This window comes from Actinomadura barringtoniae, assembly GCF_017573505.1.
GTDB classification, from domain to species: Bacteria; Actinomycetota; Actinomycetes; order Streptosporangiales; family Streptosporangiaceae; genus Spirillospora; species Spirillospora barringtoniae.
The window spans coordinates 545,394-570,560 of record NZ_JAGEOJ010000005.1 but is presented as its reverse complement, the minus strand read 5'-3'; the positions used below and the strand labels follow the sequence as shown (position 1 = coordinate 570,560).

At 71.8% G+C, this 25,167-nt stretch carries 16 protein-coding genes; 9 read left to right on the top strand and 7 right to left on the bottom strand.

What is annotated here, in order from left to right:
• A partial coding sequence (locus J4573_RS15355; protein ID WP_208256106.1) for a nucleotide sugar dehydrogenase occupies positions 1-627 on the bottom strand: 627 nt, incomplete at its 3' end.
• Between the two features lie 22 nt (positions 628-649).
• On the bottom strand, positions 650-2,092 hold the full coding sequence (locus tag J4573_RS15350; protein WP_307796645.1) for a glycosyltransferase family 4 protein: 1,443 nt from the start codon (positions 2,090-2,092) through the stop codon (positions 650-652).
• 24 nt (positions 2,093-2,116) lie between these two features.
• Between J4573_RS15350 and wecB the strand changes: the two genes are divergently transcribed.
• The 7 genes from wecB (at position 2,117) to J4573_RS15315 (ending at position 14,058) form a co-directional block, all read left to right on the top strand.
• Positions 2,117-3,223, top strand: a complete 1,107-nt coding sequence (wecB, locus tag J4573_RS15345; protein ID WP_208256104.1) for a non-hydrolyzing UDP-N-acetylglucosamine 2-epimerase — start codon at positions 2,117-2,119, stop codon at positions 3,221-3,223.
• Entirely contained in the window at positions 3,210-3,920 is a 711-nt protein-coding gene (locus tag J4573_RS15340; RefSeq protein WP_208256103.1) for a hypothetical protein, read from the top strand. The genes wecB and J4573_RS15340 overlap by 14 nt, the downstream gene beginning before the upstream one ends.
• Before the next feature lie 32 nt (positions 3,921-3,952).
• The gene (locus J4573_RS15335; protein ID WP_372442837.1) at positions 3,953-6,214 is read left to right on the top strand and encodes a glycosyltransferase; all 2,262 of its coding nucleotides are present in this window, start codon (positions 3,953-3,955) and stop codon (positions 6,212-6,214) included.
• A 195-nt stretch (positions 6,215-6,409) separates the two neighbouring features.
• The gene (locus J4573_RS55305) at positions 6,410-8,086 is read left to right on the top strand and encodes a stealth family protein (protein WP_208256101.1); all 1,677 of its coding nucleotides are present in this window, start codon (positions 6,410-6,412) and stop codon (positions 8,084-8,086) included.
• A 34-nt stretch (positions 8,087-8,120) separates the two neighbouring features.
• Positions 8,121-10,154, top strand: coding sequence for a PIG-L family deacetylase (locus tag J4573_RS15325; protein ID WP_208256100.1), 2,034 nt, complete (start codon positions 8,121-8,123; stop codon positions 10,152-10,154).
• 2 nt (positions 10,155-10,156) lie between these two features.
• Positions 10,157-11,167 carry a hypothetical protein gene (locus tag J4573_RS15320; protein ID WP_208256099.1) on the top strand — a complete coding sequence of 337 codons (1,011 nt, stop codon included), beginning with the start codon at positions 10,157-10,159 and terminating at the stop codon, positions 11,165-11,167.
• Positions 11,164-14,058 carry a stealth family protein gene (locus J4573_RS15315; protein WP_208256098.1) on the top strand — a complete coding sequence of 965 codons (2,895 nt, stop codon included), beginning with the start codon at positions 11,164-11,166 and terminating at the stop codon, positions 14,056-14,058. Before J4573_RS15320 ends, J4573_RS15315 begins: the two co-directional genes overlap by 4 nt.
• Before the next feature lie 1,357 nt (positions 14,059-15,415).
• Here J4573_RS15315 and J4573_RS15310 read toward each other — a convergent pair.
• The 4 genes from J4573_RS15310 to J4573_RS15295 are packed head-to-tail and all read right to left on the bottom strand — an operon-like array spanning position 15,416 to position 19,519.
• Positions 15,416-17,122, bottom strand: coding sequence for a DUF6020 family protein (locus tag J4573_RS15310; protein WP_208256097.1), 1,707 nt, complete (start codon positions 17,120-17,122; stop codon positions 15,416-15,418).
• Positions 17,119-18,402 carry a lipopolysaccharide biosynthesis protein gene (locus tag J4573_RS15305; RefSeq protein ID WP_208256096.1) on the bottom strand — a complete coding sequence of 428 codons (1,284 nt, stop codon included), beginning with the start codon at positions 18,400-18,402 and terminating at the stop codon, positions 17,119-17,121. The genes J4573_RS15310 and J4573_RS15305 overlap by 4 nt, the downstream gene beginning before the upstream one ends.
• The gene (locus J4573_RS15300; RefSeq protein WP_208256095.1) at positions 18,399-18,845 is read right to left on the bottom strand and encodes a DUF2304 domain-containing protein; all 447 of its coding nucleotides are present in this window, start codon (positions 18,843-18,845) and stop codon (positions 18,399-18,401) included. Before J4573_RS15300 ends, J4573_RS15305 begins: the two co-directional genes overlap by 4 nt.
• A complete protein-coding gene (locus J4573_RS15295; protein WP_307796644.1) occupies positions 18,812-19,519 on the bottom strand; it encodes a glycosyltransferase family 2 protein in 708 nt (235 codons plus the stop codon). Before J4573_RS15295 ends, J4573_RS15300 begins: the two co-directional genes overlap by 34 nt.
• Before the next feature lie 290 nt (positions 19,520-19,809).
• Here J4573_RS15295 and J4573_RS15290 point away from each other — a divergent pair, with 290 nt between their 5' ends.
• Together J4573_RS15290 and J4573_RS15285 are read left to right on the top strand one after the other, a co-directional pair.
• Positions 19,810-21,921, top strand: a complete 2,112-nt coding sequence (locus tag J4573_RS15290; protein WP_208256094.1) for a DUF6077 domain-containing protein — start codon at positions 19,810-19,812, stop codon at positions 21,919-21,921.
• 141 nt (positions 21,922-22,062) lie between these two features.
• Entirely contained in the window at positions 22,063-23,976 is a 1,914-nt protein-coding gene (locus J4573_RS15285; RefSeq protein WP_208256093.1) for a glycosyltransferase family 2 protein, read from the top strand.
• A gap of 82 nt (positions 23,977-24,058) precedes the next feature.
• Here the strand turns inward: J4573_RS15285 and J4573_RS15280 are convergent, their stop codons facing one another.
• Positions 24,059-25,063: a CDP-alcohol phosphatidyltransferase family protein gene (locus tag J4573_RS15280; RefSeq protein ID WP_208256092.1), complete on the bottom strand. Its 1,005-nt coding sequence runs from the start codon at positions 25,061-25,063 to the stop codon at positions 24,059-24,061.
• Positions 25,064-25,167: the final 104 nt, after the last annotated feature.

Sequence of the window (25,167 nt, the reverse complement as noted above, 5' to 3'; positions counted from 1 at the left end):
GTAGGTGTTCTCCAGCAACTTGGCCATCTCCGCCTCGCGCGTGCCCTTGGCCTGCACGACCCGCTCCACGAACTTGCCGTAGAGGGCGGAGGCGGCCTGGGCACATCCGGGGGTGAGCCCGCCCACGATCTTGGGGGTGTTGGCCACCCCGTACACCGGGTTGCCAGGGTCGATCCGCTCGGGAGAGAACGCCAGGTGGAAGTCCTCCCCGGCGGTCAGCCCGGACTTCTCCAGGATCGGCCGCAGCACCTCGTCGGTGGTGCCGGGGTAGGTGGTGGACTCCAGGACCACCAGCATCCCCGGCGCCATCCGCGAGGCGACGGTCTCGGCGGCGCCGCGCACCGCGGTCAGGTCAGGCCCGCCCTCGGGTGACAGCGGCGTGGGCACGCAGATCACCACGGCGCGAGCGCCTTCCAGGACCGCTTCGTCCAGGCTGGGCGTGAACCCTTGCTCGAGCATCTCGGCGACCTCGTCGGCCGACACGTCGTCGATGTGCGACCGGCCGGCCTGCAGCCCGGACACGACGCGCTCGTCGCGATCCAGCCCGCCCACCGTCAACCCGGCCCGGCAGGCCTCACGCACCAGCGGCAGCCCGACGTAGCCGAGCCCGATGACCACCAGATCCACCCCGGTGGCTCCCTTCAAGAGTTCATATCCCTGAATAGGCCTCCCGGTAGCGAGTCGCGACGGCTCGCCATGTGCGTTCCGTCCTGACCCATTCCTGGGCTGCCTGTCCGATTTTTCGGCGTCGATCGGGACTGTAAATGAGCTCCTCAAGAGAAATCGCCCATGCTTCCGCGTCTTCCGGAAGAGTTAACGTGCCGGTCACGCCCGGTTCGACGATTTCGCGGAGAGCATTGACATCACTTGCTATTACTGGGATTCCCCCGGCCATCGCCTCGATCGGCTTCAGGGGTGTGACCAACTGACAGACCCGGTCGGCCCGTCTGGGGACCGCGAACACATCGAGGACCGCGTGGTACTGACGGACGGACGACATCGGCACCCTGCCGGTGAACACGGCGGCGACCCCCTGCTCGGCCGCTCGCCGCTCCAGCGCCCCGCGCTCGGGCCCGTCGCCGACCAGCAGCAGCGTCGCCTCGACGCTGCGGTCGCGCAGCAGCGCGGCGGCGTCGATCAGCGTGTCGATGCCCTCGTAGCCGTAGAACGACGAGGTCAGCCCGATCACCGGGGTGCCGGTGCCGATGCCCAGTTCGGCCCGCAGGCCGCTCGCGTTGGGCAGCGGCTCCAGGAACGCCTCGTCCACCCCGTTCGGCACCGTGAAGATCTTCGCCGGGTCGACGCCGCGGCCGGCGATCTCGGCCCGCATCGCCTCGCCGAGCGTGACCACCGCGTCCGCCTCGGCCATGCGCCGGGTCTCCAGTGCCCTGGTCAGCCGGTAGAAGTCGGCGTCCTCGGTGTGTCCCGGGTCGCGCGACAGCCAGGAGTCCTCCAGGAAGCCGCGCACCTCGTACACGACCGGGATGCCGTGCCGGCGGCCCAGCTCCACCGCGACCGCCGCGTTCAGATGGTTGCTGACCGCGTGCAGCACGGCCGGGCGCAGCTCCTCCACCAGCGGCCCGGCCAGGTCGGCGGCCTTGCCGACGTCGCGCACCGGGCTCCGCGCCGGCAGCCATGGCAGCAGCCGGTGGTAGGCGACGCCGTCCACCTCGACGCGGGCGCGGGTGTCGCCGACGCCCTGGCTGAGCGGGTACCCGAGACGGGTCACGACCTGCGTGTTATAGCCGAGCTCGCGTTGTGCAAGAGCTATGCGGTGAGTTCGTACCGTGTAGCCAGCATTGGTCACCGGCAGGGCATTCGTCACGAACTGGAGGACCGAGCGTCCTTCCGGCCTTACCGTCGACCTGTCAGGTCGGCGAGGGGTGAAGTCAAGCAGGGCCTGCAGGTCGGCGGATTCGCGCTGCGGATCACGCGGCCGGGGGACCGCGAAGGGGGAGCGTCGCAGCCGCGCCCCGAGAGGGCCGGGCGCGACCCGCGCCAGCAGCCGCACGGCCAGCCGGGGAGCCCGGCTCGGGTCGTCGCGCAGCTGCCGCCAGGTCAGTCCCAGCAGGTAGACGGTTCTTTTGAGCACGGCGGGCGAGCGTAGGCAACCCCGATGAACAGAAGGGAAATTGTGTTGGCGCCTATCGTGCATGTTCTGGGAGCACGGCCCAACTTCGTCAAGGCGGCCCCGGTGATCGACGCGCTCGCGTCGCGCGGCGCCGAGCAGATCGTCGTTCACACGGGCCAGCACTACGACGAGAAGATGTCCGAGGTCTTCTTCCACGAGCTCGGGCTTCCCGAGCCGGACGTGAACCTCGGCGTCGGGTCGGGCAGCCACGCCGCCCAGACCGCGTCGCTGCTGGTCGGGCTTGAACAGGAGTTCACCGGCCGTTCACCGGCCCTGGTCATCGTGTACGGCGACGTGAACTCGACGATCGCCGCCGCCCTGGTCGCGGCCAAGCTGCACATCCCGGTCGCCCATGTGGAGGCCGGGCTGCGCAGCTTCGACATGACCATGCCCGAGGAGGTCAACCGGCGGCTGACCGACCAGCTGTCGGACCTGCTCTTCGTGACCAGCCCCGAGGGCATCGGCCACCTGGCCAACGAGGGGATCTCGGTCGACAAGGCGCACCTGGTCGGCAACACGATGATCGACACGCTGCTGGCCAACCTCGCCAAGTTCGACTCCGAGCGGGTGCGCGCCGAGCACGACCTGCCCGAGCGGTACGTGCTGGCGACGATGCACCGGCCCGCGAACGTGGACGCCCCGGAGACCGCCGCCGCCCTGGTCGGGCACCTGCACGGCGTCGCCGACCTGGCCGACCTGGTCATCCCCGTGCACCCGCGCGGCCGCGCCAACCTGATGGCCGCCGGGCTGGACGAGCACCCGAGGGTGCACGTGCTGGAGCCCCTCGGCTACATCGACTTCATCGCGGCCGTACGCGGCGCCGCGGCGATCGTCACCGACTCCGGCGGCCTGCAGGAGGAGACCACGATCCTCGGCGTGCCCTGCCTGACCGTGCGGCCGAACACCGAGCGGCCGATCACCATCACGCATGGCACCAACCGGCTCGTCACCTTCGAGGAGCTGGTCCCCGCCGCGCGCAAGGTCCTGGAAGCGCCGCGTCCGGACGCCGACCGCAAGCCGCCGCTGTGGGACGGCGCCGCCGGTCCCCGCATCGCCGACGTGATCATGGAGTTCCTCGTTGAGCAGCCCTAACGACGCGGCCAAGGCCGCCCGCCAGGTCGCACGCCTCCGCGCCGCGTTGCGTGACCGCGACGCCCGCGTCCAGGAGCTGGAGCAGCGCATCATCGCGCTGGAGGCCTCGACCAGCGTGAAGTTCGGGCGCCTGGTCGCCGGCGCGGCCCGCAACCCGCGCCGGCGAGGGTCGCGGCTGCCGCGCGAGCTCTACCGGCTGTGGAAGGGGCGGCACGTGCCGGGCATCGGCCCGACCGTGCGCGAGAGCGAGCGCGTCCAGCTCGACGGCGCCGACCGGCCCGAGGACCGGCTGCTGATCTCCGCGCCGTACGAGGGCCTGGTGATCGCGGGGGTGCTCGGCCACGCCGCGACCGCCGAGCTGGGCGAGCACGCCAAGGTGATCTCGCTCTACCCGCACGACGCCTCGCTCGCGCTGGAGCTGGCCGACGTGGACCTGGTCGTGGTGGACGCGGCGGCGGGCGAGCCCGGCGGCCCGTGGGCCTACCTGGGCGTGCCCGGGATGTACGACCGGGACCGCGCGCTTCACAAGGTCCGCGAGATCGCCGCGAACCGCGAGCTCCCGCTCGTCCTGTGGGGCGAGGCCGCGCCGCCGACGATCGCCGACCTCGAATGGGACGCCAAGGCCACGAGCCTCTCCCAGCTCACCGACCATCTGGCCGCCCGCCTGGCAGCCCGCCCGGCCCCTGCGGCCCTGTGACCGGCCCCCGCCGCCCTGTGAAAGGAACTTCTGTGCGACCACGCGCCCTCGTCTACGGCGACGTCGATCTCAACCTGATCGACGGCTCGGCGATCTGGGCCCAGGGGATGGTGCAGGCCCTGGCGCGCGCCGGCTGCTCGGTGACCTTGGTCCTCAAGGCCCCGGTGCGGACCGGCCGGCTGGTCGACCCGCTGCGCTCCCTGTCCGACGTCACCGTGCACAGCCCGCACGCCGAGGGCCGGATCGAGGCCGACCGGGGAATGACCCCCAAGGAGGCCGCGATCACCCTGGCCGAGGTCGACGCGGCCGACCCGTTCGACCTGATCGTCGTGCGCGGGAAGCGGCTGGCGGGCAAGCTGTCCGGCGGCCCGCTCGCCGGGCGGATGTGGACCTACCTCACCGACGTCCCGCAGTCGGCGGGCGAGTTCGACGGTGCTTCCAAGGGCGAGCTGCGGCGCATCGCCGACGCCTCCCGCGTGCTGCTCTGCCAGACCGAGGAGCTGCGCACCTTCATGGAGAGCGCGGTCCCGGCGACGGCGGGCAAGAGCGTGCTGTTCCCGCCGGTCGTGGTGCTGCCGGACGGGCTGGAGCGGCGCCAGGACGGCGCGCCCGAGGGCCGGGCGCTCCGGCTGGTCTACACGGGCAAGTTCGCGCCGCGCTGGAACACCCTCGAGATGACCTCGCTGCCGAAGCTCCTGGACCGGCGCGGCGTCGAGGCCGAGCTCCACATGATCGGCGACAAGGTCCACGACGACCCCGAGGACCCCACGTACTCCACCCGTATGAAGAACGCGCTGGAGACCGGCCAGAGCGTGGTCTGGCACGGCGGCCACCCGCGCGCCGAGGCGATGCGCCTCACCGCCGGGTGCGACGTGGGCCTGTCGTGGCGCGCCCCGGACATGGACGCCAGCCTGGAGCTGTCGACCAAGGTGCTGGAGTGCGGCACGCTCGGCGTCCCGGTGGTCATGAACCGCACACCGATGCACGAGCGGCTGTTCGGCGCGGACTACCCGCTGTTCGCCGCGTCCGAGGACGACGTCGTCGACGCGCTCGCCCTCATCGGCAAGAACCCCGAGAGCTACGCGCTCGCGGTGGAGCGCTGCCGCGCCGCCGCGGCCGAGTTCAGCCTGGAGGCCGCCGCCGGCCGCCTCACCGAGTACCTCGCGCACGCGTTCCCCGAGCCGTCCGAGGCCGTGCTCGCCGCCGCGGCAGCGCCCGCCGGGGGGCTGGACGGCCTGCTGGGCGTGCCCGCGCAGGGCACCGGAAACGGCGCGCCGCGCAAGCTGCGCGTCGGCGTCGCCGGGCACGACCTGAAGTTCTTCACCGCGCTGCTGAACTACCTGAAGTCGCGGCCCGACATGGAGATCCGCGTCGACCACTGGCGCGCGCTCAAGGTGCACGACCCCGAGCGCAGCCAGGAGCTGGTCGACTGGGCCGACGTGATCGTCTGCGAGTGGTGCGGCCCGAACGCGCTCTGGTACGCCGCGCACAAGCGGCCCGAGCAGCGCCTGGTCGTCCGCCTCCACCGCTTCGAGCTGTACTCGGGCTGGCCGCGTAAGCTCGACATCGACGCCGTCGACCAGGTCATCTGCGTGAGCCCGCACTACCGCGATCTCACGCTGGAGATCACCGGCTGGCCCTCGACCAAGGTCACCGTCGTGCCGAACTGGGTGGACGACCGCCAGCTGGGCCGCGACAAGCTCCCCGGCACCCAGCACCACCTCGGGATGATCGGCATCGCGCCGTCCCGCAAGCGCCTTGACCTGGCGCTGGACGTGGTGGAGGAACTGCGCCGCGAGGACCCGCGCTTCACCCTCTTCGTCAAGTCCAAGCTCCCCTGGGAGTACTGGTGGATCTGGCAGAAGGAGGAGGAGCGCGCCCACTACGAGCAGGTGTTCCACCGCATCCGCCGGTCGCCGCTGCTGGCGGGCGGGGTCGTCTTCGACGCCTACGGCCGCGATGTCGCGGCCTGGCTGCGGCGGATCGGGTTCGTGCTGTCGACCAGCGACGACGAGAGCTTCCACCTCGCACCCGCCGAGGGCATGGCGGCCGGGGCGATCCCCGCGCTGCTGAACTGGCCCGGCGCCGACACCATCTACGACACCCGGTGGATCCACGCCGACCCGGCGTCGATGGCGGCCTCGATCGCGGCGACCGTACGGGAGGGCCGCTGGGAGTCCGAGCGCCTCGTCGCGCGCGAGCAGGTGACGACGGCGTACGGGCTGGACGAGGTCTGCCGCCAGTGGACCGCCCTGCTCGCCGGCACCCCGGTCGAGGCGGTGTCAGCCGTCTGACCTGCTGTTTCGTCCTGGCTCGGCGGCCCTGTTCAAGATCGTTGCTTTGGATCGGTCTTCTTTCTGATCATGTTCTTTGATCATTAAGGCAACCAATCGGGCCTCCGGTGTGTCCTTTATGTGATGTAAAGACGGTCACTTTCGTCACAGTTGACACGCTAGGAGGCTGCCCCATGCACGCGAACGAGAGCCGCGGTGGCTAAGTCCAGGCCGGCCGGCGTCCGCCGGTTCGTGCCCGCGCCGGTGCGCCGAAGCCTGAAGGCGCTGCTGTACCCCGAGGTGCGGAACCGGGTGGAGAACGCCCGGTTCCGCCTCCGGCACCGGCACTTCGAGGCCGAGCAGGGCGTCGTGAAGCACCACGGGCGCAGCCGCCTGGCCGAACTGCGGCCCGAGCTCAGCGCGCTCCAGGTCTGGGAGGACACTCTCCAGCTGGTGACGGGCGCGCTGGAGGCGGCGTCGATCCACCACTTCTGCCTGCGCCCGCGTTCGGGCCTGGAGTCGGCCGTCGCCGTCTCCGAGGTCGACCGGGACCGGGTGATCGAGGTGCTCGCGGCCGCCGTGACCGAGGCGGGCGCGTACGTGGGCCCGGTCAAGGACCCCGAGGGCACCAAGGCCGAGATCGGCCCGAAGGCCTGGGAGGCGATGGCCGGCCGCCCGACGTTCCGGATCACCCGCTGCTTCGGCTCGCCGGACGGCGACCTGGTGCTCGGGCCGGAGCTGAGCTGCGTCGTCGAGTTCTGGAAGCCGGTGGACGGCGAGCTCGTCGCGCCGCGTCCGAACCGCGTGGTGGGCGAGCTTCCGCTGGAGGGCCCGATCGTCCGCGTGACCTCCGACCGGCTCACGGCGCTCGCCGGACCCGAGTCGCACGGAGCGGTGACGTTCCCCGTGCGCGAGGAGACCCTCCTGCCGCTGCTGGACGACATCGACTTCCCCATCGACGTCGTCTACACCTGGGTCGACGGCGACGACCCGGCCTGGCAGGACCGCCGCGACGCGGCCCTCGGCGCGGTGAACGATGCCGAACGGCACGAGCTGGCGATCAACAAGTCCCGCTTCACCAGCCGCGACGAGCTGCGCTACTCCCTGCGCGGCCTGACGATGTTCGCGCCGTGGGTACGCCACGTCTACATCGTGACCGACGACCAGGTCCCGGCATGGCTGGACGTCACCCACCCCGGCATCACCGTCATCGACCACAAGGAGCTCTTCCAGGACAGGGGCGTGCTGCCGACGTTCAACTCGCACGCCATCGAGTCGCAGCTGCACCGCATCGACGGGCTGTCGGAGCACTTCCTCTACTTCAACGACGACGTCCTGCTCGGCCGCCCGGTCACGCCGGACATGTTCTTCCACCCGAACGGGACGACCAAGTACTTCCCGTCCAGCAAGCAGGTGGACCTGCGCGTCCGTTCCGGCAAGGACGAGCCCGCGACGGCGGCGGGCAAGAACAGCCGGCGCCTCATTGAGGAGACGTTCGGCGGCGTGATCACGCACCGGGTGAAGCACACCCCGCACGCGCTCCGCCGCAGCGTGCTGAACGAGATCGAGAAGCGCTTCCCGGCGGAGATCGCCGAGACCGCGCACCACCAGTTCCGGCACCAGGACGACGTGTCGCTCCCGTCGTCGCTGCACCACTTCTACGGCTTCGCCACCGGCCGAGCCGTCCAGGCCGACCTGAGGTATCGCTACATCAACCTGGCCAGCCCGGACGCCTCGGACCGGTTGCGCGCCGTGCTGGCGGAACGCGAGTACGACGTCTTCTGCGTCAACGACACCGAGTCCGACGCCGAGAGCCAGGCCGTCCACAAAGAGCTGACCGACCGTTTCCTGCCCGCCTACTTCCCCGTGCCGAGCCCATATGAGCTCGGCTGAGCAGAGCGGGGCGGGCCCTGGGGCGGGACGCGGGGTGGGACGCCGGGGGCTGCGGGCGGGAGCCGGGGCCGCCACGCTGCTCGCCGTCGTCGCGGCGGTCGGGGTCGGCGGGCACCGGTCCCACGGCGTCGCCTCGCGTACGGCCCATGCCGCGGGACGCACGACGCCCACCGCCGCGCCCCGGGCCTCGCACGTCCAGATCGTCGCGCATCCCGACGACGACCTGTACTTCATGAACCCGGACGTGGAGCAGGCGATCAAGGCCGGTGACCCGGTCGCCACGATCTATGTGGAGGCCGCCGAGGCGAACGGCAGGAACGCCCGCCGCGGGCAGGGCCGCACCGCGCCGGTCGACTACACCTCGTACTCGGCGGCACGGCACGAGGGGGTCCGCCGCGCCTACGCCCGCATGGCCACCGGCTCGCCGCAGGCCCGCTGGATCGCGAGCACGATCTCCACCGCCGCCGGACCCGTAGAGATGGACCACCTCCAGGACGCGCCGCAGGTCAGGCTGGTCTTTCTCGACGTGGGCACCTGGCGGCGGCCGGGCGGCATGCAGCGGCTGTCAGGCCTGTGGGACGGCTCGGTCCGCGCCCTCGACACCAGACCCGCGCGCGGCAGCCTCGCCCCCGCTCGGCTCTCGTACACGCGGAACGAACTCATCGCGCAGCTCGCCGGCCTGCTCGCACGCTTGCGGCCCACGGTCGTACGCGCGCAGGACCCCGACCCGGAACGCGGCTACGACCGCAAGGGCAAGGGCCACCGGATCGATCACCCCGACCACACCGCGACGGCACAGCTGGCCTGGCGGGCCATCTGGCGGTACGAGTCGTCGGCGCACCTCCCGGTCGTGACCGAGTTCTACCGCGGCTACGACAACCGCCACTGGCCGCACAACCTCGACGCCTCCGCCGAGCGCGACAAGATGGCGCTGATCGGCACCTACGGCGACGCCGATCTCCAGGTCGGGCGTACGGGGGATCTCAACGGCTGGCCGCAGAGCACCCGCGCGCGCTACCCGGGCACCACCGGCTGGATCGCGCCGCTGGCCGACGGGCGGATGGCCGCCGTCGCCGTCGTCTCCGGCCGGGTGACGTTCTGGGAAGAGACCGCGCCGAACGGCGCATGGCGGGCCGGGCGCCCCATCTCAAGCCCCGGCTTCATCTCGGACCTGAGCCTGCTGGCACTGCCCGGCGGACGCCTGGCCGTCTTCGGCGTCCGCGTATCCGCGGGCTCGTCGATCACGGCGCCGCGCTACCGGATTCTGTACGCGACCCGGCCGCGACCAGGCGGCGACTTCGGGCGATGGCAGGATCTGGGCAATCCGGCCGGTCACGCCACGGCTCGGCAGCGGGACGTCGGCGCGCCCGTCCCCGCCATCGACGGCCGAGGCCGCATCACCATCTTCAGCCGCAACGGCGGGCTGGGAGTGAGCGGCCGCACCCAGCGCGCGGACGGATCGTTCGGCCCATGGCAGGACCTGGGCGGCCACCGCATCGAGGACGGCCTCGCCACCGGCACCGACGCGACCGGGCGGATCGAGCTGTTCGGCGCCGCGACCCCGGTCGGCTGGCGCTGGGACCGGCCGTCCGGCACTCCGGGCCTGTGGCACTGGCGGCAGCGAGAGCCCGGCGCCCCCATGGGCCGCGGCACCTACACCGCCACCCCAGGCCCGGTCACCGGCCCGCTCACCATGAGCACAGACACCAAGGGCGGGGGCCTCACGTTGCTCGCACGCGTCCCCGAAACGGCGAGCACCCTCGCGTTCCGCGCCTCGCGACCCGGCGGGAGCTGGACCGCCGTGCCCACCGACCTCGCCGGACCCGGAGGCCACGGCCCCATCGGCTCCGCAGGCGCCTCAGTGCTGGCCGGACGCGACGACCTGGGCACCGTGGCCATCTCCGACACGGGCGCGTGGACCCACTCCGGACCGCTGTTCGTACACGCGCCAGGTATCGCCCTCGACGCGCAAGGCCAGCCGGTCATCGCTGCCCTGGGCGTGGACGGACGGCTGAACATCGCCCGCCGCAGCGCATCGTCCGCCTGGCGATGGCAGGAGGTGAGCTGAGGATGAAGCGATACTGGCGCCTGGCCCGCACGGACCCGACGTGGTTCGCGCAGCGCGTGCGCGAAGAGGCCGAGACCAGGGCCGTCAGCGCGCGCCGCCGTGTGCGCAGGGAGGCCGACGCGGCCGTCCGTACGGCAGCCGCGAGAGCAGGCCTCGACCACGCGAGCCGCAACGGCCCCACCGCGATCGCCGACTATTTCGCCGTCCTCGACGGCCGGACGCTCAACCTGCACGTTCCAGGCCCCGGGCAGAACGGCCCGGTGGAGGTCGTCTTCACCCGGCTCGGCCAGGAGCACCGCGCCGCAGCCGAACGTTCGGCGGACGGCTCGGTGAGCGCGACCGTCGTGCTCGGCGCCGACCTGGACGGCGGCGTCCCGCTCACCCCGGGCCGCTGGAAGGTCGCCCTCTCCTACGGCACGGCGGGCGGGGATCGACGGCTGCGCCTGCTCGCGGACGCGCCGACCATCACCGACCCCGGCGGGCCGACCGTCACGTCCCCGCCCTGCGCGGAGACCGGGGCGCGGTTCGTTCCGGAGATCTCGCCGACCGGCCTGTGGGCGCTCCGCGTGGCCGCACCCGAGCCGTCCGCCGAGGTGACGCGGCTCGCGCTCACCCTGTCGCGGTTCGACGTCGAGGTGCGCTTCGCCGGCGTCACACCGCCACCCCAAGCCGCGTTGCGCTTCCAAGCTCGCGGCGGCGCGGCGTTCACCGTCCCCGCGACATCCGCGAACGGCGTCTTCGGCGCGCGGGTGCCGCTGGCCGAGATGGTGCGCGAGGGCCAGGCCGGCGAGGTGGTCTGGAACGTCATGGCCGTGATCCCCGACCACGCCCCGCTCCGGGTCGGCCGGCACCTGCACGACGTGCGCGATCCCCGCCGGACGCTGCGCGTCCCGCAACGCACGATCGCGGTCGACGCCGCGACGCTGGTCCGCGTCCGGACCTACTACACCGGCAACGGCGACCTGGCCCTGGCCTGCTCGCCCGGCGCCCGCTCCACGGAGGTTCCGCTGTGAAGATCACGTTCATGCTCACCTGGGCGGACGCCATGGGCGGCACCGAACGGGCGATCTACACCCAGGCGGAGCACCTGGCGGCCGACCACGACGTGGAGATCGTCAGCGTCTTCCGTACCAGCGCCGAGCGCTTCTTCGAGGTGGGCGGCGGGGTGCCGGTGCGCTACCTGGTCGACGAGACCGGCCCGGTGCCGCGCCCGGTCCGCGACTGCGACCTGGACGACGAGCTGTGCCGCACGCTCGCGGGCAGCCCGAGCCGGCTGATCGACCCGCGCTGGGAGAAGGCGTTCAACCGGCTGAGCGACCTGGAGATCGAACGCGAGCTGCGCGCGCTCGACACCGACGTGCTGGTGTCGACCTCGCCCGCGCTGATGGCGGTGACCACGACGCTGCCGCCCGCGCGCGTCCTGACCGTTCACCAGGAGCACCGCCCGTCGCAGATCCGCGGCGGCACCGGCGAGCCGCTGTTCCGGTACGCGCCGCGCCTGGACGCGCTGGTCGTGCTGACCGAACGGACGCGGGAGTGGTTCGAGGAGACGCTGACCGACTGCGCGCCGCGCCTCGAGGTCATCGTGAACGCCGTTCCGGCGGGCTTCCGGCCGCGCTCGTCGCTCACCGGCAAGTCGGTCACGATGGCGCGCCGCCTGGTGCCCGACAAGCAGGTCGACCATGCGATCCGGGCGTTCGCCCAGGTGGCCGAGGTGCATCCGGACTGGGTGCTGCGCGTGTTCGGCGACGGCCCGCAGCTGACCCGGCTGCGCCGCCTGGTGAGCGCCCTCGGGCTGCACGACCAGGTCCAGCTGCTCGGCCCGACCGGCCGGATGGCCGAGGAGTGGGCCAAGTCCAGCATCGCGCTGCTCACCTCCCGCGACGGCGAGGCCTTCCCGCTGGTGCTCACCGAGGCGTTCGCCGCCGGGGTGCCCGCGGTGAGCTACGACTGCCAGACCGGGCCCGCCGAGATCATCACGCACGGCGAGAACGGCTTCCTGGTCGCCCAGGACGACATCGACGGCCTGGCCGCCGCGCTCATCAAGCTGATCGGCGACCCGAGGATGCTGCGCGAGTTCGGCGCCGCCGCGCTGGCCTCGGCCGGGCAGTACGACATCGACCGCGTCATGGGCGACTGGGAACGCCTCTACGCGGACCTGCTCGACGGGCGCGACGACGCCGACCGCGGTGCGGTCAAGGCCGACCGGCTGGCCGCCTGGACGACACGGACCGGCGGATCGGGCTTCGCGCCCGCCGTCCCGCCGCCCGTTCCGCCGCTCAGCGGGGAGGCCGGGCGGCGCGAGCACCGGCTGCAGTCGGACCAGGCCGGGCTCGTACGGTTCGGCGGGCGGCTCTGCCGGGTCACCGACGACCTCATGCCCGCCGAGGTCACCCGCGCCAACCTGGAGATCGTGACCGGCCCCCTCGACCGTGCCGGGGTGGCGTACCAGCTGCTGCGCGACCAGGGCGTGCGTCATCGCGTCGTGGTCCGGGCAGGGCAGCGGACCGCCGCGATCGAGGCGCTGACCGGCGCGTACGCCGACGACGCGGTCTACGCCGAGCCGCTGCGCGCGGGTGGGCGAGCGGCGGCCGGAACGCTCGTCGCCGAGATCGAGGACGCGGTCGACCTCGCGGGCCTGCGGGTCTTCCAGCCCGTCGTGACCTCGTCGCGCACCCTGAGCTACGGCCCGGCCTACGGCTGCGACCTGGAGTTCTGGACCGAGGATGACGACGAGAGCAGTACCACCCGAGGGGGACCGACCCCCCACACCCCCCGGGCCGACTCCGTCGGGATCCTGGTCCCGACCAGGCGGACGCTGCTGGGCGACACCGTGCCCGCCGCTGCCATGACGCCGGGCCGCGTCCGGATCGGCGACCGCGAGTACCCGTCGGTCGCCGCGCTCGACGCCACGCTGGTCGCCGACGTCGCGTTCCCCGTGGACGTCGTCTACACCTGGGTCGACGGCGACGACCCGGACTGGCGGAGCCGCCGGAACGAGGCGTTCGCCGCGATGGGACGCCCGCCGGTCGACGCCGCGGGATCGGACGCGCGCTTCCGGTCCCGCGACGAGCTGCGCTACTCGCTGCGCAGCCTGGAGATGTTCGCACCCTGGGTGCGCACGATCCACCTCGTGACCGACGACCAGGTGCCCGCCTGGCTCGACACCTCACACCCGAAGATCAGGATCGTCGACCATCGGGAGATCTTCGGTGATCGGGGCCTGCTGCCGACGTTCAACTCGCACGCCATCGAGTCGCAGCTGCACCACATCGACGGGCTGTCGGACCAGTTCCTCTACTTCAACGACGACGTTTTCCTCGGCTCGCCGGTGACGGCGGAACGGTTCTTCCACTCCAGCGGAACGGCCAGGCATTTCCAGTCGCCGACCTCGGTCCCGCTCACCCCGGTCTCGCCCGAGGACGACTTCAACTTCAGCGCGGGCAAGAACAACCGCAGGCTGATCGAAGAGGCGTTCGGCCACACGCTGACGCACGCGTTCCTGCACACCCCGCACGCGCTGCGGCGCGACGTGCTCGCCGACATCGCCGAACGCTTCCCGGCGGAGGTCGCGACCACGGCCGCGAGCCAGGTGCGGGCGCACACCGACATCGCGATCCCGTCGTCGCTGCACCACTACGTCGGGTTCTTCACCGGGCGCAGCGTGCCGGGGGAGATCAAGTCCACGTACGTGAACGTCGGCGACGCCACCCAGCACCCGCGCCTCACGCAGATCCTCACGCAGCGGCAGTACGAAGTGATCTGCCTGAACGACACCCACCACGGCGATCTTTCCCCGGAAGAGCAGGGACAGGTGGTGTTCGCTTTCCTGGAGAGCTACTTCCCCGTGGCGAGTGTCTTCGAGAAGGGAAGCCCTCGGAACCTCGCTAAGCTTATGCAGTGAGTACCCGGCCCCTAACGCGTCTTTTCAGGGGAACCGGACGTTTCGTCGCGGCTCATCTTCTCTTCACCTTCGTTCTGGCCGGTGCGGTCGGGGTCAGGGTCATCGCCGCGCACGGCTACCCGGCTCCGCTGTGGGGCGGCGACTCCTACGGCTACCTGCACGCGGCCATCGCGTTCCGGCCGCACATCGGGCGTCCCAGCGGCTACTCGATCTTCCTGCGCGGGCTGGAGCCGTTCCACGACTTCGGCATGGTCGTCGCGGCGCAGGCCGCGCTCGGCGCGCTGGTCGGCGTGATGGTGTACGCGCTGGTCTGGCGGCACGTGCGCGCCGCGTTCCCGCGCTGGATCCTGCTGCCGGGCGTGCCCGCGACCGCCGCCGCGATCCTGCCGCTGTACGACGGGAACACCATCCAGCTCGAACACATGATGCTGGCCGACAGCCTGTTCACGTTCCTGCTCATGGCGTCGGTGACGGTCGTGCTGTGGCGGCCCCGGGTGAGCTGGTGGACCGGGGCGCTCGCGGGCGGGCTCATCGGCTGCGCGGCCGTGACGCGCCTGGCCGGGCTGCCGCTGCTCGCGCTGATCGTGCTCGCGCTGCTGCTGCGCTGGAGCGGCTGGCGGCGCACCCTCGCCTCGGTGCTGGCCGCCGGAGCGGTCTTCGCGGTGCCGTTCCTGGCCTACATGAAGTGGTACGACGACCACTGGGGCAAGTTCACCGTCTCGGCGGCCGACAACGTCTGGATGTACGGCCGGGTCATGTCGTTCGCCGACTGCGCCAAGATCAAGCCGAGGCCCGAGCTCGCCGTGATGTGCCCGAAGAACCCGCCGAGCGACCCCGCCCTCGCCCCCGCGTTCCGCTCGCTGTGGACGCAGGACTCCCCGTTCACCAGGATCCCCGGCGGGATCTACGGGGAGCAGGGCAACAAGCTCGCGGGGGAGTTCGCCGACGAGGCCGTGAAGGCCCAGCCGCGCGACTACGCCGACGTCGTCGTCCGCGACACCTTCCGCGCGTTCAAGGGCGGTGAGCGCGAGCCGTATCCGACGCCGTGGACCTACCAGAACCTGCGCTTCCCGGTCGGCGAGGAATGGTCGGACGAGGAGTCGCTGCTCGCCGAGCAGTACGGCGGCACGACCGGCGAGATCCGCGTCGTCGAGCCCGACGCCGCCTGGATCCGCGGTTACCAGGACCGCTGGTACACCCCTGGACCGGTCCTCGGCGGGCTGATGGCCGTCGGCCTCGCCGGCATCGTGATCAGGCTCAGGCCGCGCAGCCGCTGGGGCGGCTCGGTGCTGCTCCCGTGGTCGATGGCCGCGGCGCTGCTGGTGATCCCCGCCGCGACCGCCGACTTCGACTACCGCTACATCCCGCCCGCGATCCCCTTCGCCGCGCTGGCCGCCGTCCTCGCCCTCGTCCCGGGCGCCCGCAGGCCCGCGCTCGCCGTGGAGGCGGTGGCCCCCGAGGCGGCGTCCTCGGCGTCCCCGGCGTCGGAGTCCGAGCCTGAGTCCGAGGTCGAGCCCGAGGTCAAGCCCGGCGAAGAGGACGACGCTGAAGGGCTGGAGTCGGAGGCAGAGGCCGAGGCGGACGAAGAGGAAGAGGCCGTCCGCTCCTCGTCGGTCTGAGCCTCGGCCCGCGTTCGCCGGGGCGTCGTCAGCAGCGGCAGCGTCAGGATCCCGAGCATCATGGGCGCCGTCATGTACCGGAACAGCTGCGCGGGATTGGCCGCCAGCACGCCCAGCTGGCCCCCGACGATCACGGCCGCGAGCGCCCAGGCCGCCGGGGTACGGCGCCGCCACGCGTACAGCCCGATGGCCAGATAGCCCAGGTAGCACCAGATCGGCGCGCGCTGCAGGAGCCACTCGAACTGCGGGGTCAGGCTGAGCCGGCGCGTGAACTCGGCGGCGTCGTGGACCGGCTGCGACAGCGGCCGGATCTTCAGCTCGGAAAGGTACGGGCTGCCTTCCATGCGCCCGCCGGGCAGCGCCCAGCTGAACCGGTCCTTCGGAATCTGGCTGGGACCGACGGCGGTGTGCCCGCCCAGATAGGCGGGGCCGGGAAAGACCGCCCAGGCGATCGAGCCCCGGCAGATCCGGGCTCCGACGACCACGTCGGGGGATCGCTTGATCGTGCGCATCCAGAGGTCCAGCAGCCGGTCGTTCAGCCGGTTCGCGGCCGACTTGCTGAACCCCGGCTTGTTGGTCAGCCAGTCGGAGTTGTAGCAGTTGCTCCCGGCGTAGGCCCAGTGGTCCAGCGGCGCGACCTGCGTCATCAGCCGCTTGTCCGCCTTGGTGAAGGTGTCGGGCCGCTGGACGTAGGCGACCGAGACGTCGGCGTACGCGGAGGCATAGGTGAGGGCGGGCTCGGCGCCCTGGACGCCCAGCGCCGGGTAGACCCAGCCCGTCAGGACGAACGAGACGATGATCGGCACGATGGTGGCGACGGCGATCGCGCGGCGCAGGCCGGACAGCGCGACGATCAGGATCGGCGCCGCGATCATCGCGGTGAGGAACCCGTTGTTGCGGAACAGCGCCAGCCCGAGGAAGCCCAGCGCCAGCAGCCCGACCGCTCGCGCCGGGAAGCCGGTCGCGCCCGCCCGCCGCCGGGCGACGAGGCGCCCGGTCGCGGCGAAGGCGAGCACCGCCGAGAGCGTGAACGGGACGTCCTTCCACACGAAGACCACGAACGTGCCGAGCGTGGGCAGGACGACCGTGGCCACCGCCGCCGTGGCCGCCCACCGGGCCCGCACGCCGAGGGCGTGCAGCACGTCGGCGGTGTACGCCAGGACCGCGGCCGCGGCCACGGTCTGCAGGAACGTGAGCGGGCCGAGGCCCCCGCCGGTCTTCAGCGACAACCACACCAGCCCGTCGTAGGCCACCGAGTGGTTGGCCATCCAATGGTTGGTGGTGACGTGCCAGACGTAGGAGATGGAGTCGTAGCTCATCAGCCCCGGGTAGTACGAGGCCCACCAGGCCAGCAGGATCAGCTGGGTGACGGCGTAGACGAGCAGCGGCAGCCGTAGGCGGGCGGGAATCGTGCCGATCCAGCGGCTGGTCCAACGGCTGATCAAGAGGTCACTCCATCGGGGACGTTCGAGGCGGTGAACAGCCGCGCGCTCATGTAGCCCGCGGCGACGACACAGGAGAGCACCAGGGCCAGCTCGACCCGGTGCAGTGCGGAGACGGGGACGAGACAGGCCAGGACGAAGACCGCCAGCGAGGACGACCAGCCGATGGCGTTGTCCCGATGGCGCTTGAGCGCCACCAGCCCCGACTGGAACACCTGGGCGACCATGTAGAGGCCGGTGGCGGCCGCCAGCACCACGATGTCCAGGCGGCCCAGGGAGAACTCCGAACCGAAGGCCAGGCCGAGCACCTGGGGGCCGAGCACGGCCGAGCCCAGCACGCCCGCTCCCGCGACGGCTCCGGTGGCGGTCAGCACGTGCCGCAGCTCCCGGTGGAACCCCTGCCGGTCCCCGGCGGCTAGCGCCCTGGCCAGCCCGGGCAGCAGCGCCGCCTGAACGGCCTGGAACAGGAACAGCGGCACCCGGGCGACGACGAAGGCCGCGAGGAACTGCCCGGCGGCGTCGCCGTCGGGGTCCAGGAGCTTCATCGCGACCATGGCGGCGTTCGCCACGCCCTGCGCGCAGATCGCGGCGGCGAGCAGCCAGCCGAGGTTGACCGAGACCTCCTCCCAGGCCGCGGCCGGGCCGGGCCGCAGGCCTCGGCGGGTGCCCGGCGCCGTCAGCAGCACCGACGTCAGCGGCGCAATGGCGAGGATCCAGGCGTAGGGCCCGATCGTCTCGGTCCCCAGCAGGAACAGAACGGCGCAGCCGGCGATCCGGAGCCCGCCCTCGATGCCGAGCTGGGCCGAGTACCAGGCGAAGCGGCCCGAGCCGGCGAACGCCCCGCGCGTGACGTACTGCGCGGCCATCGCCGCGACCGCGACCGCCAGCGCGATGAGCAGCGCCCAATGGCCGTCGAACAGCCGGTCCACCAGCTGTGGTGCGAGCGCCGCACCGGCGACCAGCAGGACCGTCAGCGTCACCGCGGCGGCCTGGGCGGTGCGGATCACCACCGGCCGCCCGCCCTGGCCGAGCTCGGTGCGGTGTGCCAGCGCCCGGCCGAGTTCCTGCTCGAACGGCAGGAACGCGCCGATGCCGAAGGTGTAGACCAGCGTCCACAGGGTCGAGACCGAGGCGAACTCGCGGGGCCCGACCGCCCGGGCCGACAGCACCAGGTAGACGGTGGCCGACAGCCCGAGCAGCACCAGGCCCGCGCCGATGGTCAGCGTTCCCGAGGCCACCGAGGTGGAGCCCGCGGTGGCCCGCGCCGTCCTCAGCGCCCTCATGGGCCTTCGCTGATCTCGTGGACCTCGCCGCCCGTGCCCTTCTCATGGCCGGCGTCCTCGCGCTCGGCGGCGGCCTGCTCGAGCTGCTGGAGGAGCAGGCGCTGCAGGCCGAGTTCCTCGGCGAGGGTGCGGACCTTGTCCTCCAGCCGGCTCACCTCCGAGCTGAGCTGGACGTTCAGGGCCAGCAGCACCAGGCTGGCGCCGAAGAACAGCAGGTTGGCCGGGACCTCCACGCCGGTGAGCTCGGCGGCCCAGGTCAGCACGCCCGGGAAGACCGCGATCACCACGATGAACAGCGCGACGACCACCCAGGTGATCGCGTACTTCTCCCGGAGCCGGCGCCGGCGGAGCATTTCGAAGATCACCAGCAGCGAGATGGCGGCTCCGGCCAGTCCCAGCTGGTAGACGGTCATGAGGAGCGCGCCGGGGACGTGGGCGTCCAACGGCGCACCAGGGCCAGCCCGAGCGCGACGAAGGCGCGCAGCAGGTAGACCGACGCCCGGAGCGGCGACTGGCTGGACCGGCCGGCGGCGCGCGGCCGCATCGCGACCGGGACCTGCCGCACGGTGCAGCCGGACCGCACGGCGATCACCAGGGACTCGACCGTGTCGCCGAGATACTCGGCCGGGTAGTGCTCGGCGAAGACCTCGATGGCGCGCGGACCGGCGGCGCGGAACCCGCTGGTCGTGTCGGTGAGCCGCGTTCCGGCCAGCCGCGACAGGACGGCGGCCAGCATGCTCATCGCCCAGCGGCGCGGGCCCCGGCCCGCCGAGTACCGGCCCTCCCCGGCGAACCGCGCGCCGATCACCAGGTCCGCCGACCCGAGCTCGGCGACGAGCCGGGGGATGTAGGAGGCGTCGTGCTGCCCGTCCGCGTCCACCTGGACGACGGCCCGGTAGCGGTGGCGCAGGGCGTGGCGGTAGCCCGCCCGCATCGCGCCGCCGACGCCGAGATTGAACGGCAGCCGGACGACGGGCACCCCCAGCGCCTCGGCCGCGGCGCCGGTGCCGTCGGACGAGCCGTCGTCGACGACCAGGACGTCGGCGTCCGGGCAGCACAGAGCCAGCTCGTGCAGCACGCCGGTGATGGCGCGTTCCTCGTTCAGGGCCGGGATCACGATCAGCGTCGTCGTCAGGGACGGCCCGATGGGGTACGTGCCCTGGCCCGCAGTTATCTCAACGATGGCGGCGCCTTTCGTCGGTCAGCTGGCTCTTGTCCCGTACTTGTCCGAAAGCTCTGTTCGCGTTCCCTTTAATCCGTCGGTCGGCCATGCGGAGCGGAGAAGCCTCACAAGAGAGACGTTTCAGGCCCCCATGAACGTTGCCAGCAATTCATGGAAAATTCTCCTGCGGTGTGAGCCCCCGGTCCGGGTACCTGTTCTGTGGGATGGCGTGGGGGGACGGGCTCGTGCTGACAGACCGGATCAGCGAGCGGACACGCGCCGGGCTCGGCATCATCACGAGTGGCCGGGGCCGGGTCACGTTCATGCTGGACGCGCTGACGGATCTGTGTCTGGTGGCGTTCGCCGTATGGACGGTCGTCTATCACGTGGGGCTGGCGCTGCGGGCGCCGACGTGGGTGCTGCTGGCCGCCTGGTTGCCGGCCCTCGCCGTTCTGGCTGTGCTGTACGCCCGTTGGGCGGCACCACAGGGAAACGTCGAGTCCCCGGCTGAGCCCTCAGCCGAAACCTCACCGCGCATCGACTGGTCGCTTCCCGCGCTGGCCATGGCCTCCGGGGTCGTCGCGGGGGCGGCGGCGGGCCTGCACGGGCCGGGGTTTCCTTGGTGGCCCGCCTGGACGTTCGGGTTGCTCAGCATCGCGGCGACGGCGGTCGCGTTCCTGCGGGGCGGATACGCGACGGCCGACGCCGGGGAGGCTCCCGCGCGGGCCGGACGCGGCGGAACGCTGATCCCCGCGCTCACGGCGGCCGGGTTCGCGGTCGCGTCGCTGTTCGTCGTCAACACCGACGCGGACGACTCCTACTTCGTGTCCCGCTCGGTCTGGACGGCGGCGCACGGGCGCATCCCGTTCCGGGACGTCATCTTCACCCAGGGCACGGCGGGACCGGTCGCCGGTGAGCCGCCGGTGTCGTCCATCGAGGTGCTGGTCGGGTCGGTGGCACGGCCGCTCGGCGTGCCCGCGGCGTCGCTGCTCTGGTACGGGTTCCTGCCGCTCGTCGTCTTCCTGGCCGTGTGGGCGATGTGGCGCCTCGTTCGCGAATGGGCGCCCAGGCGGCTGCTCGCGTGCTTCGCGATCGCCGCGATGTACCTGCTCTGGGCGGGCCTCAGCCCGGCCTCGCTGGGCGCGTTCCACCTGCTGCGAATGTGGCAGGGCAAGGCGATGTTCGTGTCGGCCCTGATCCCGCTGCTGTACGTGTACCTGACGCGATGGGCGGAGCGGCGTTCACCCGTGGCGCTGTGCCTCGCCGTCGCGGCGGGCGTCGCGGCGACCGGGCTGACCTCCTCGGCGGCGTTCGTCGTCCCGATGGTCGCCGCCGCGGCCGCCGGGCCGCTGCTCGCCACCGGCCGGTTCCGCGCGGCCCTCGCCGTCGCCGCCGTGCCGGTCTACCCGCTGGCGGCGGGCGCGCTCGTCGCGCTGGCGGGCGGCCGGAACGAGGTGTCGGGCATCTTCACCGACGCACCGATCAGCTTCTCCTGGGTCTTCATGTCGGGTCTCATGGGCGTGCTCGCGGGCTGCGCCATCTGGCTCGGCCCGTGGCTGGCCCGCCGTGGTGCTCCGGCGCTGATGGTCGCCGGGGTGGCGGCCGTCACGTCCGTTCTGCTCGTGGACGGCGTGCTGGACTTCATCGGTACGGCGACGCATGCCGGGCAGGTGATGTGGCGCACGATGTGGGTCGTCCCCGCGCCCGTCCTCATCGGGCTCCTGGCCACGGTTCAGGTCAGGCGGGCGCTCGCGCCCCTGACCACGTTGCCCGCTCGCGTGCCGGCTCGCGTGCCCGCTCGCGTGCTGGCTCGCGTGCCCGCTCGCGCCGTCGGCCTGGCGGCCGCTGTGCCCGCCGTGCTCCTGGGCGTCGCGTTGCTCCTGGCGGGGACTCCGCTCTGGTCGCACGCTGCGGGATCGAGGCTGGAGGGCCGTCCGTCGTGGAAGGCCGACCCGATCGAACTCGGCACGGCGCGCGCCGTCGTTCGGGCCGCGCGGGGCACGGGCACGGTCCTGATGCCGCCTCTCTACATGCGCACGGTTCCGCTCTTCTCGACGCGTGTGAACGCCGTCAATCCCAACACCCACTACCTCACGAACCTGCCGGTATCACGTTCGTCCATTGACGCCCGCCTGCTCCTCACCGGGCTGGTACGGTCGCCGAAGGGAAGCAAGCCGGGCGTCGTGCAGGTGCGCGACGCGTTGGCCCGGGTCAAGGTCTCCGTCGCGTGCGCGGGGCCTGACGACCGGGTGGCGGTGAGACTCATCACAGCGGCCGGATACGGGAGTGGCCGCCGTGTGGGGACGCTGACCTGCCTCTTCCCAGCGCAGCGTGACGGGACGTTCGCAACCGGCTGACGGGCCCGTTGAGGAACGGCAGGATGGTCTACGTTCGTTGACCAGAAAGATCGGTTTCTTTCGGCCCATTTGTCAACCTCCGCACCGGGTCGTACGTCTTCGATCTTTGACGAAGTGACACTTGTCTGGTTTGGGAGATCCATGGGGGCGCCGAAGGTCAGCGTGATCCTGCCCGTGCACAACTGCCGTGAATCGGTGGTCCGTGCCATCGGGTCGGTGGTCGACCAGACGCTGGCGGCCGAGCTGATCGAGATCATCGCGGTGGACGACGGCTCGACCGACGGGACCAGCGAGACGCTGGACCGGCTCGCGGCCGAGCACCCGACGCTGTCGGTCGTCCACCAGCCGCCGTCGGGCGGTCCCGGGCGCCCGCGCAACGTGGGCCTGGACCGCGCCGAGGGCGAGTACGTCTTCTTCCTCGACGCCGACGACCACCTCGGCCCCGAGGCGCTGGAACGGATGGTCGTCGCCGCCGACCAGAACAGCACCGACGTGGTGGTGCCCAAGTACGTGGGCGTCGGCCGCAAGGTGAACCCGCACCTGTTCAAGAAGACGGTGCCGTTCACCACCATCTACGACGCCGTGCCTAACCTCTACGGCAGCATCACCGTGCTGAAGCTCTACCGGCGCAAGATGCTCGACGAGGCCGGCATCCGCTTCCCCGAGGGCCTGCTGTCGGGCGAGGACCAGATCTTCGCGGTCCGCGCCTACTTCGAGGCCGCGGGCGTCTCGGTGCTGTCGGACTACGACTACTACTACTGGGTCGACCGCGACGACGGCACGAGCGCGCTGCAGCTCGGCGGCGCCCCGGCCAAGGGCTACTTCCCGCAGATCGCCGACCTGATGGAGTACGTCACCGCGCACACCGAGCCGGGCGAGACCCGGGACCGCCTGCTGCGCAGGCACTTCGCCATCGAGGTCTTCTCTCGCTTCGACCCCCGCTACGTCCACTTCGACGAGGGGGAGCGGGCCGACACCAAGGCGGCCGCGCGCGAGATCCTCGCCGAGTACGCCAACCCGCAGATCATGAAGGCGCTCTCGCCGTACATGCGGGTGGTGGCGCACGCGCTGAAGAACGGGCCCGAGGAACTCGTCGAGCGGGCCGCCCACGTGCACGCCGAGGACCCGCCGCCGATCGTGGTGGACGGTGACCGCGCCTTCGTGGCCTATCCCGGCTTCCGTGAGGCGGGCCTGGACGTCCCCGACGAGGTCTTCGAGACCACCAGGCTCCACGAGCGCGTCGCCCTCACCGGCGTCGAATGGCGCGACGGGCGGCTGGCCGTCAGCATCACCGCGCGGATCGACCGGGTCGACCCCGCCGAGCAGCGCGCCGAGCTGATCCTGCGGCTCCGCGACGAGAACGTCGAGCACCGCGTGCCGCTGCTGCCCGACGGGACGGCCGAGCTCACCGCCGACATCGACTTCGCGACCGTGGCGGGCGGCGGGCCGCTGCCCGCCGGGCGCTGGGACCCGTACGCCGTCGTGCGGGTCGGCAAGATCGTTCGCGAGGGCAAGCTCACCCCGACCCCCAAGCCCAAGGTCGCGCTGCCCGGCACCCGGATCGTCCCGGTGCTGAACGGCACGCCCTGCGTCACCCCGTACCTCACCAAGGGCACCGGGGTGCTGGCGTTCAACGCGGGCGGCGAGGCGCCCGGCCAGGACCCGCTGATCCAGGTGACCCGGGCGACCGTCGAGGCGCGCGTGCTGCGCCTGGCGGGCACCGCGGCGACTTCGGGTGGCACGGTCCCGATGCGGGCGCTGCTGCGGCATCGCGACAGCAAGGAGACCAAGACGGCCGACCTGGCGGTCGAGGCGTCCGGCGACACCCTGGCGTTCTCCGGGGAGCTGTCCCTGCAGGGCGCCGCCACCGGCTCCTGGGACGTCTCGTGCGAGGTGGGCGAGGGCTCTGCCGCCGGAGAGCTGCGGGCGGCGGCGCCGAAGGGCGCCACGCTGTCGGGCGGCCGCGGCGGACGGCCGTTCCGTACCGTCAAGGGCAACCTCTCGGTGGAGGTCCTCGGCGTCCTCGGCCGGCTGCGCCGCGCGTTCCGCGGCTGAGCAGCCCTCAGACGGCAGGGCACAGCCCCGGACAGCCGAACGGCCCCTGATCAGATTGATCAGGGGCCGTTCGAACGAGACGTCAGTTGCGGACGAGCGGCTCTTCCAGCATCTCCTGCGGGAGCTGGTCGCGCACGTCGGCGATCTTCCGGTCCACCTTGGCGATCTGGCGGGTGAAGTCCTTGCTGGACAGCCAGAACTTGTAGATGATCACGAACTCGAAGGCCAGCATGCCGAGGGCCGACAGGACGACGACCGGGATGATGGCGCCCGGGATGACCGCGGCGACCAGCGGGGCGACGATGAACACGCCCATCTGGAACTCGATGCCGCTGATCAGGTGCGGGCGGATGCGGCCGGCCTTCAGCACGTTGCGGATCCGCGCGTACCAGGAGAACTTCTTGTTGAAGCTCTCCTGCAGGGCGGCGTTCGGGTTGTCGCCGAGGACCTGGTCCTCCATGTCGGCGTCCGGGTCGGCGCCCAGCACCTTGTCGGCGGTGGGCTCGTCGACGGCGACGGCCGGGTCGACCTCGCCCGCCAGGCGGCGCTGGAGCAGCTGGAGTCCGGCGAGCTCCTCGTTGGCGGTGTCGAGCTTCTTGCGCATCTGGCCGCGGACCTTGTAGATCTCCAGCGCGTCCATGTAGCGCAGCATGTCCAGGAAGACCACCGCGACCGCGGTCCAGATGTAGGCCACGTTGTCGGTCGCCGCGTACTGCCCGCCCATCAGCAGGATCGCGCAGGCCAGCACCCGGACGCGGTCGAAGATGTAGTCGAGCCAGGCACCGAAGATCGAGCCGGTGCCCTTCAGCCGCGCGATCTTGCCGTCCATGCAGTCGAGCGTGAACGACAGGTGGTAGAGCAGCGCGCCGAGCAGCAGCCATGGCCAGGAGTGCAGGTAGAACGAGGCGCCGGCGCCCAGGCCGAGGAGCAGCGCACCCACGGTGAGCTGGTTCGGCGTGATGTTGGTCCGGTTCGCGGTGAACCGGACCAGACGTGAGGCGAGCGGGTCGACCAGCAGTACCGTCCACCATGCGTCACGCGCCTTGTACGTCCGTTGCCGAACGTCCTCGAGCGTGAAATTCGCCATGGAGAGGTGTCCTTTCATCGTGAAGAGAGGCTTCCCCGGTCGCGGGTCACGCGAACCTCAAGATCAAATCGGTTCACCGGCATGCGCCCGCCCCAGAACCGCAT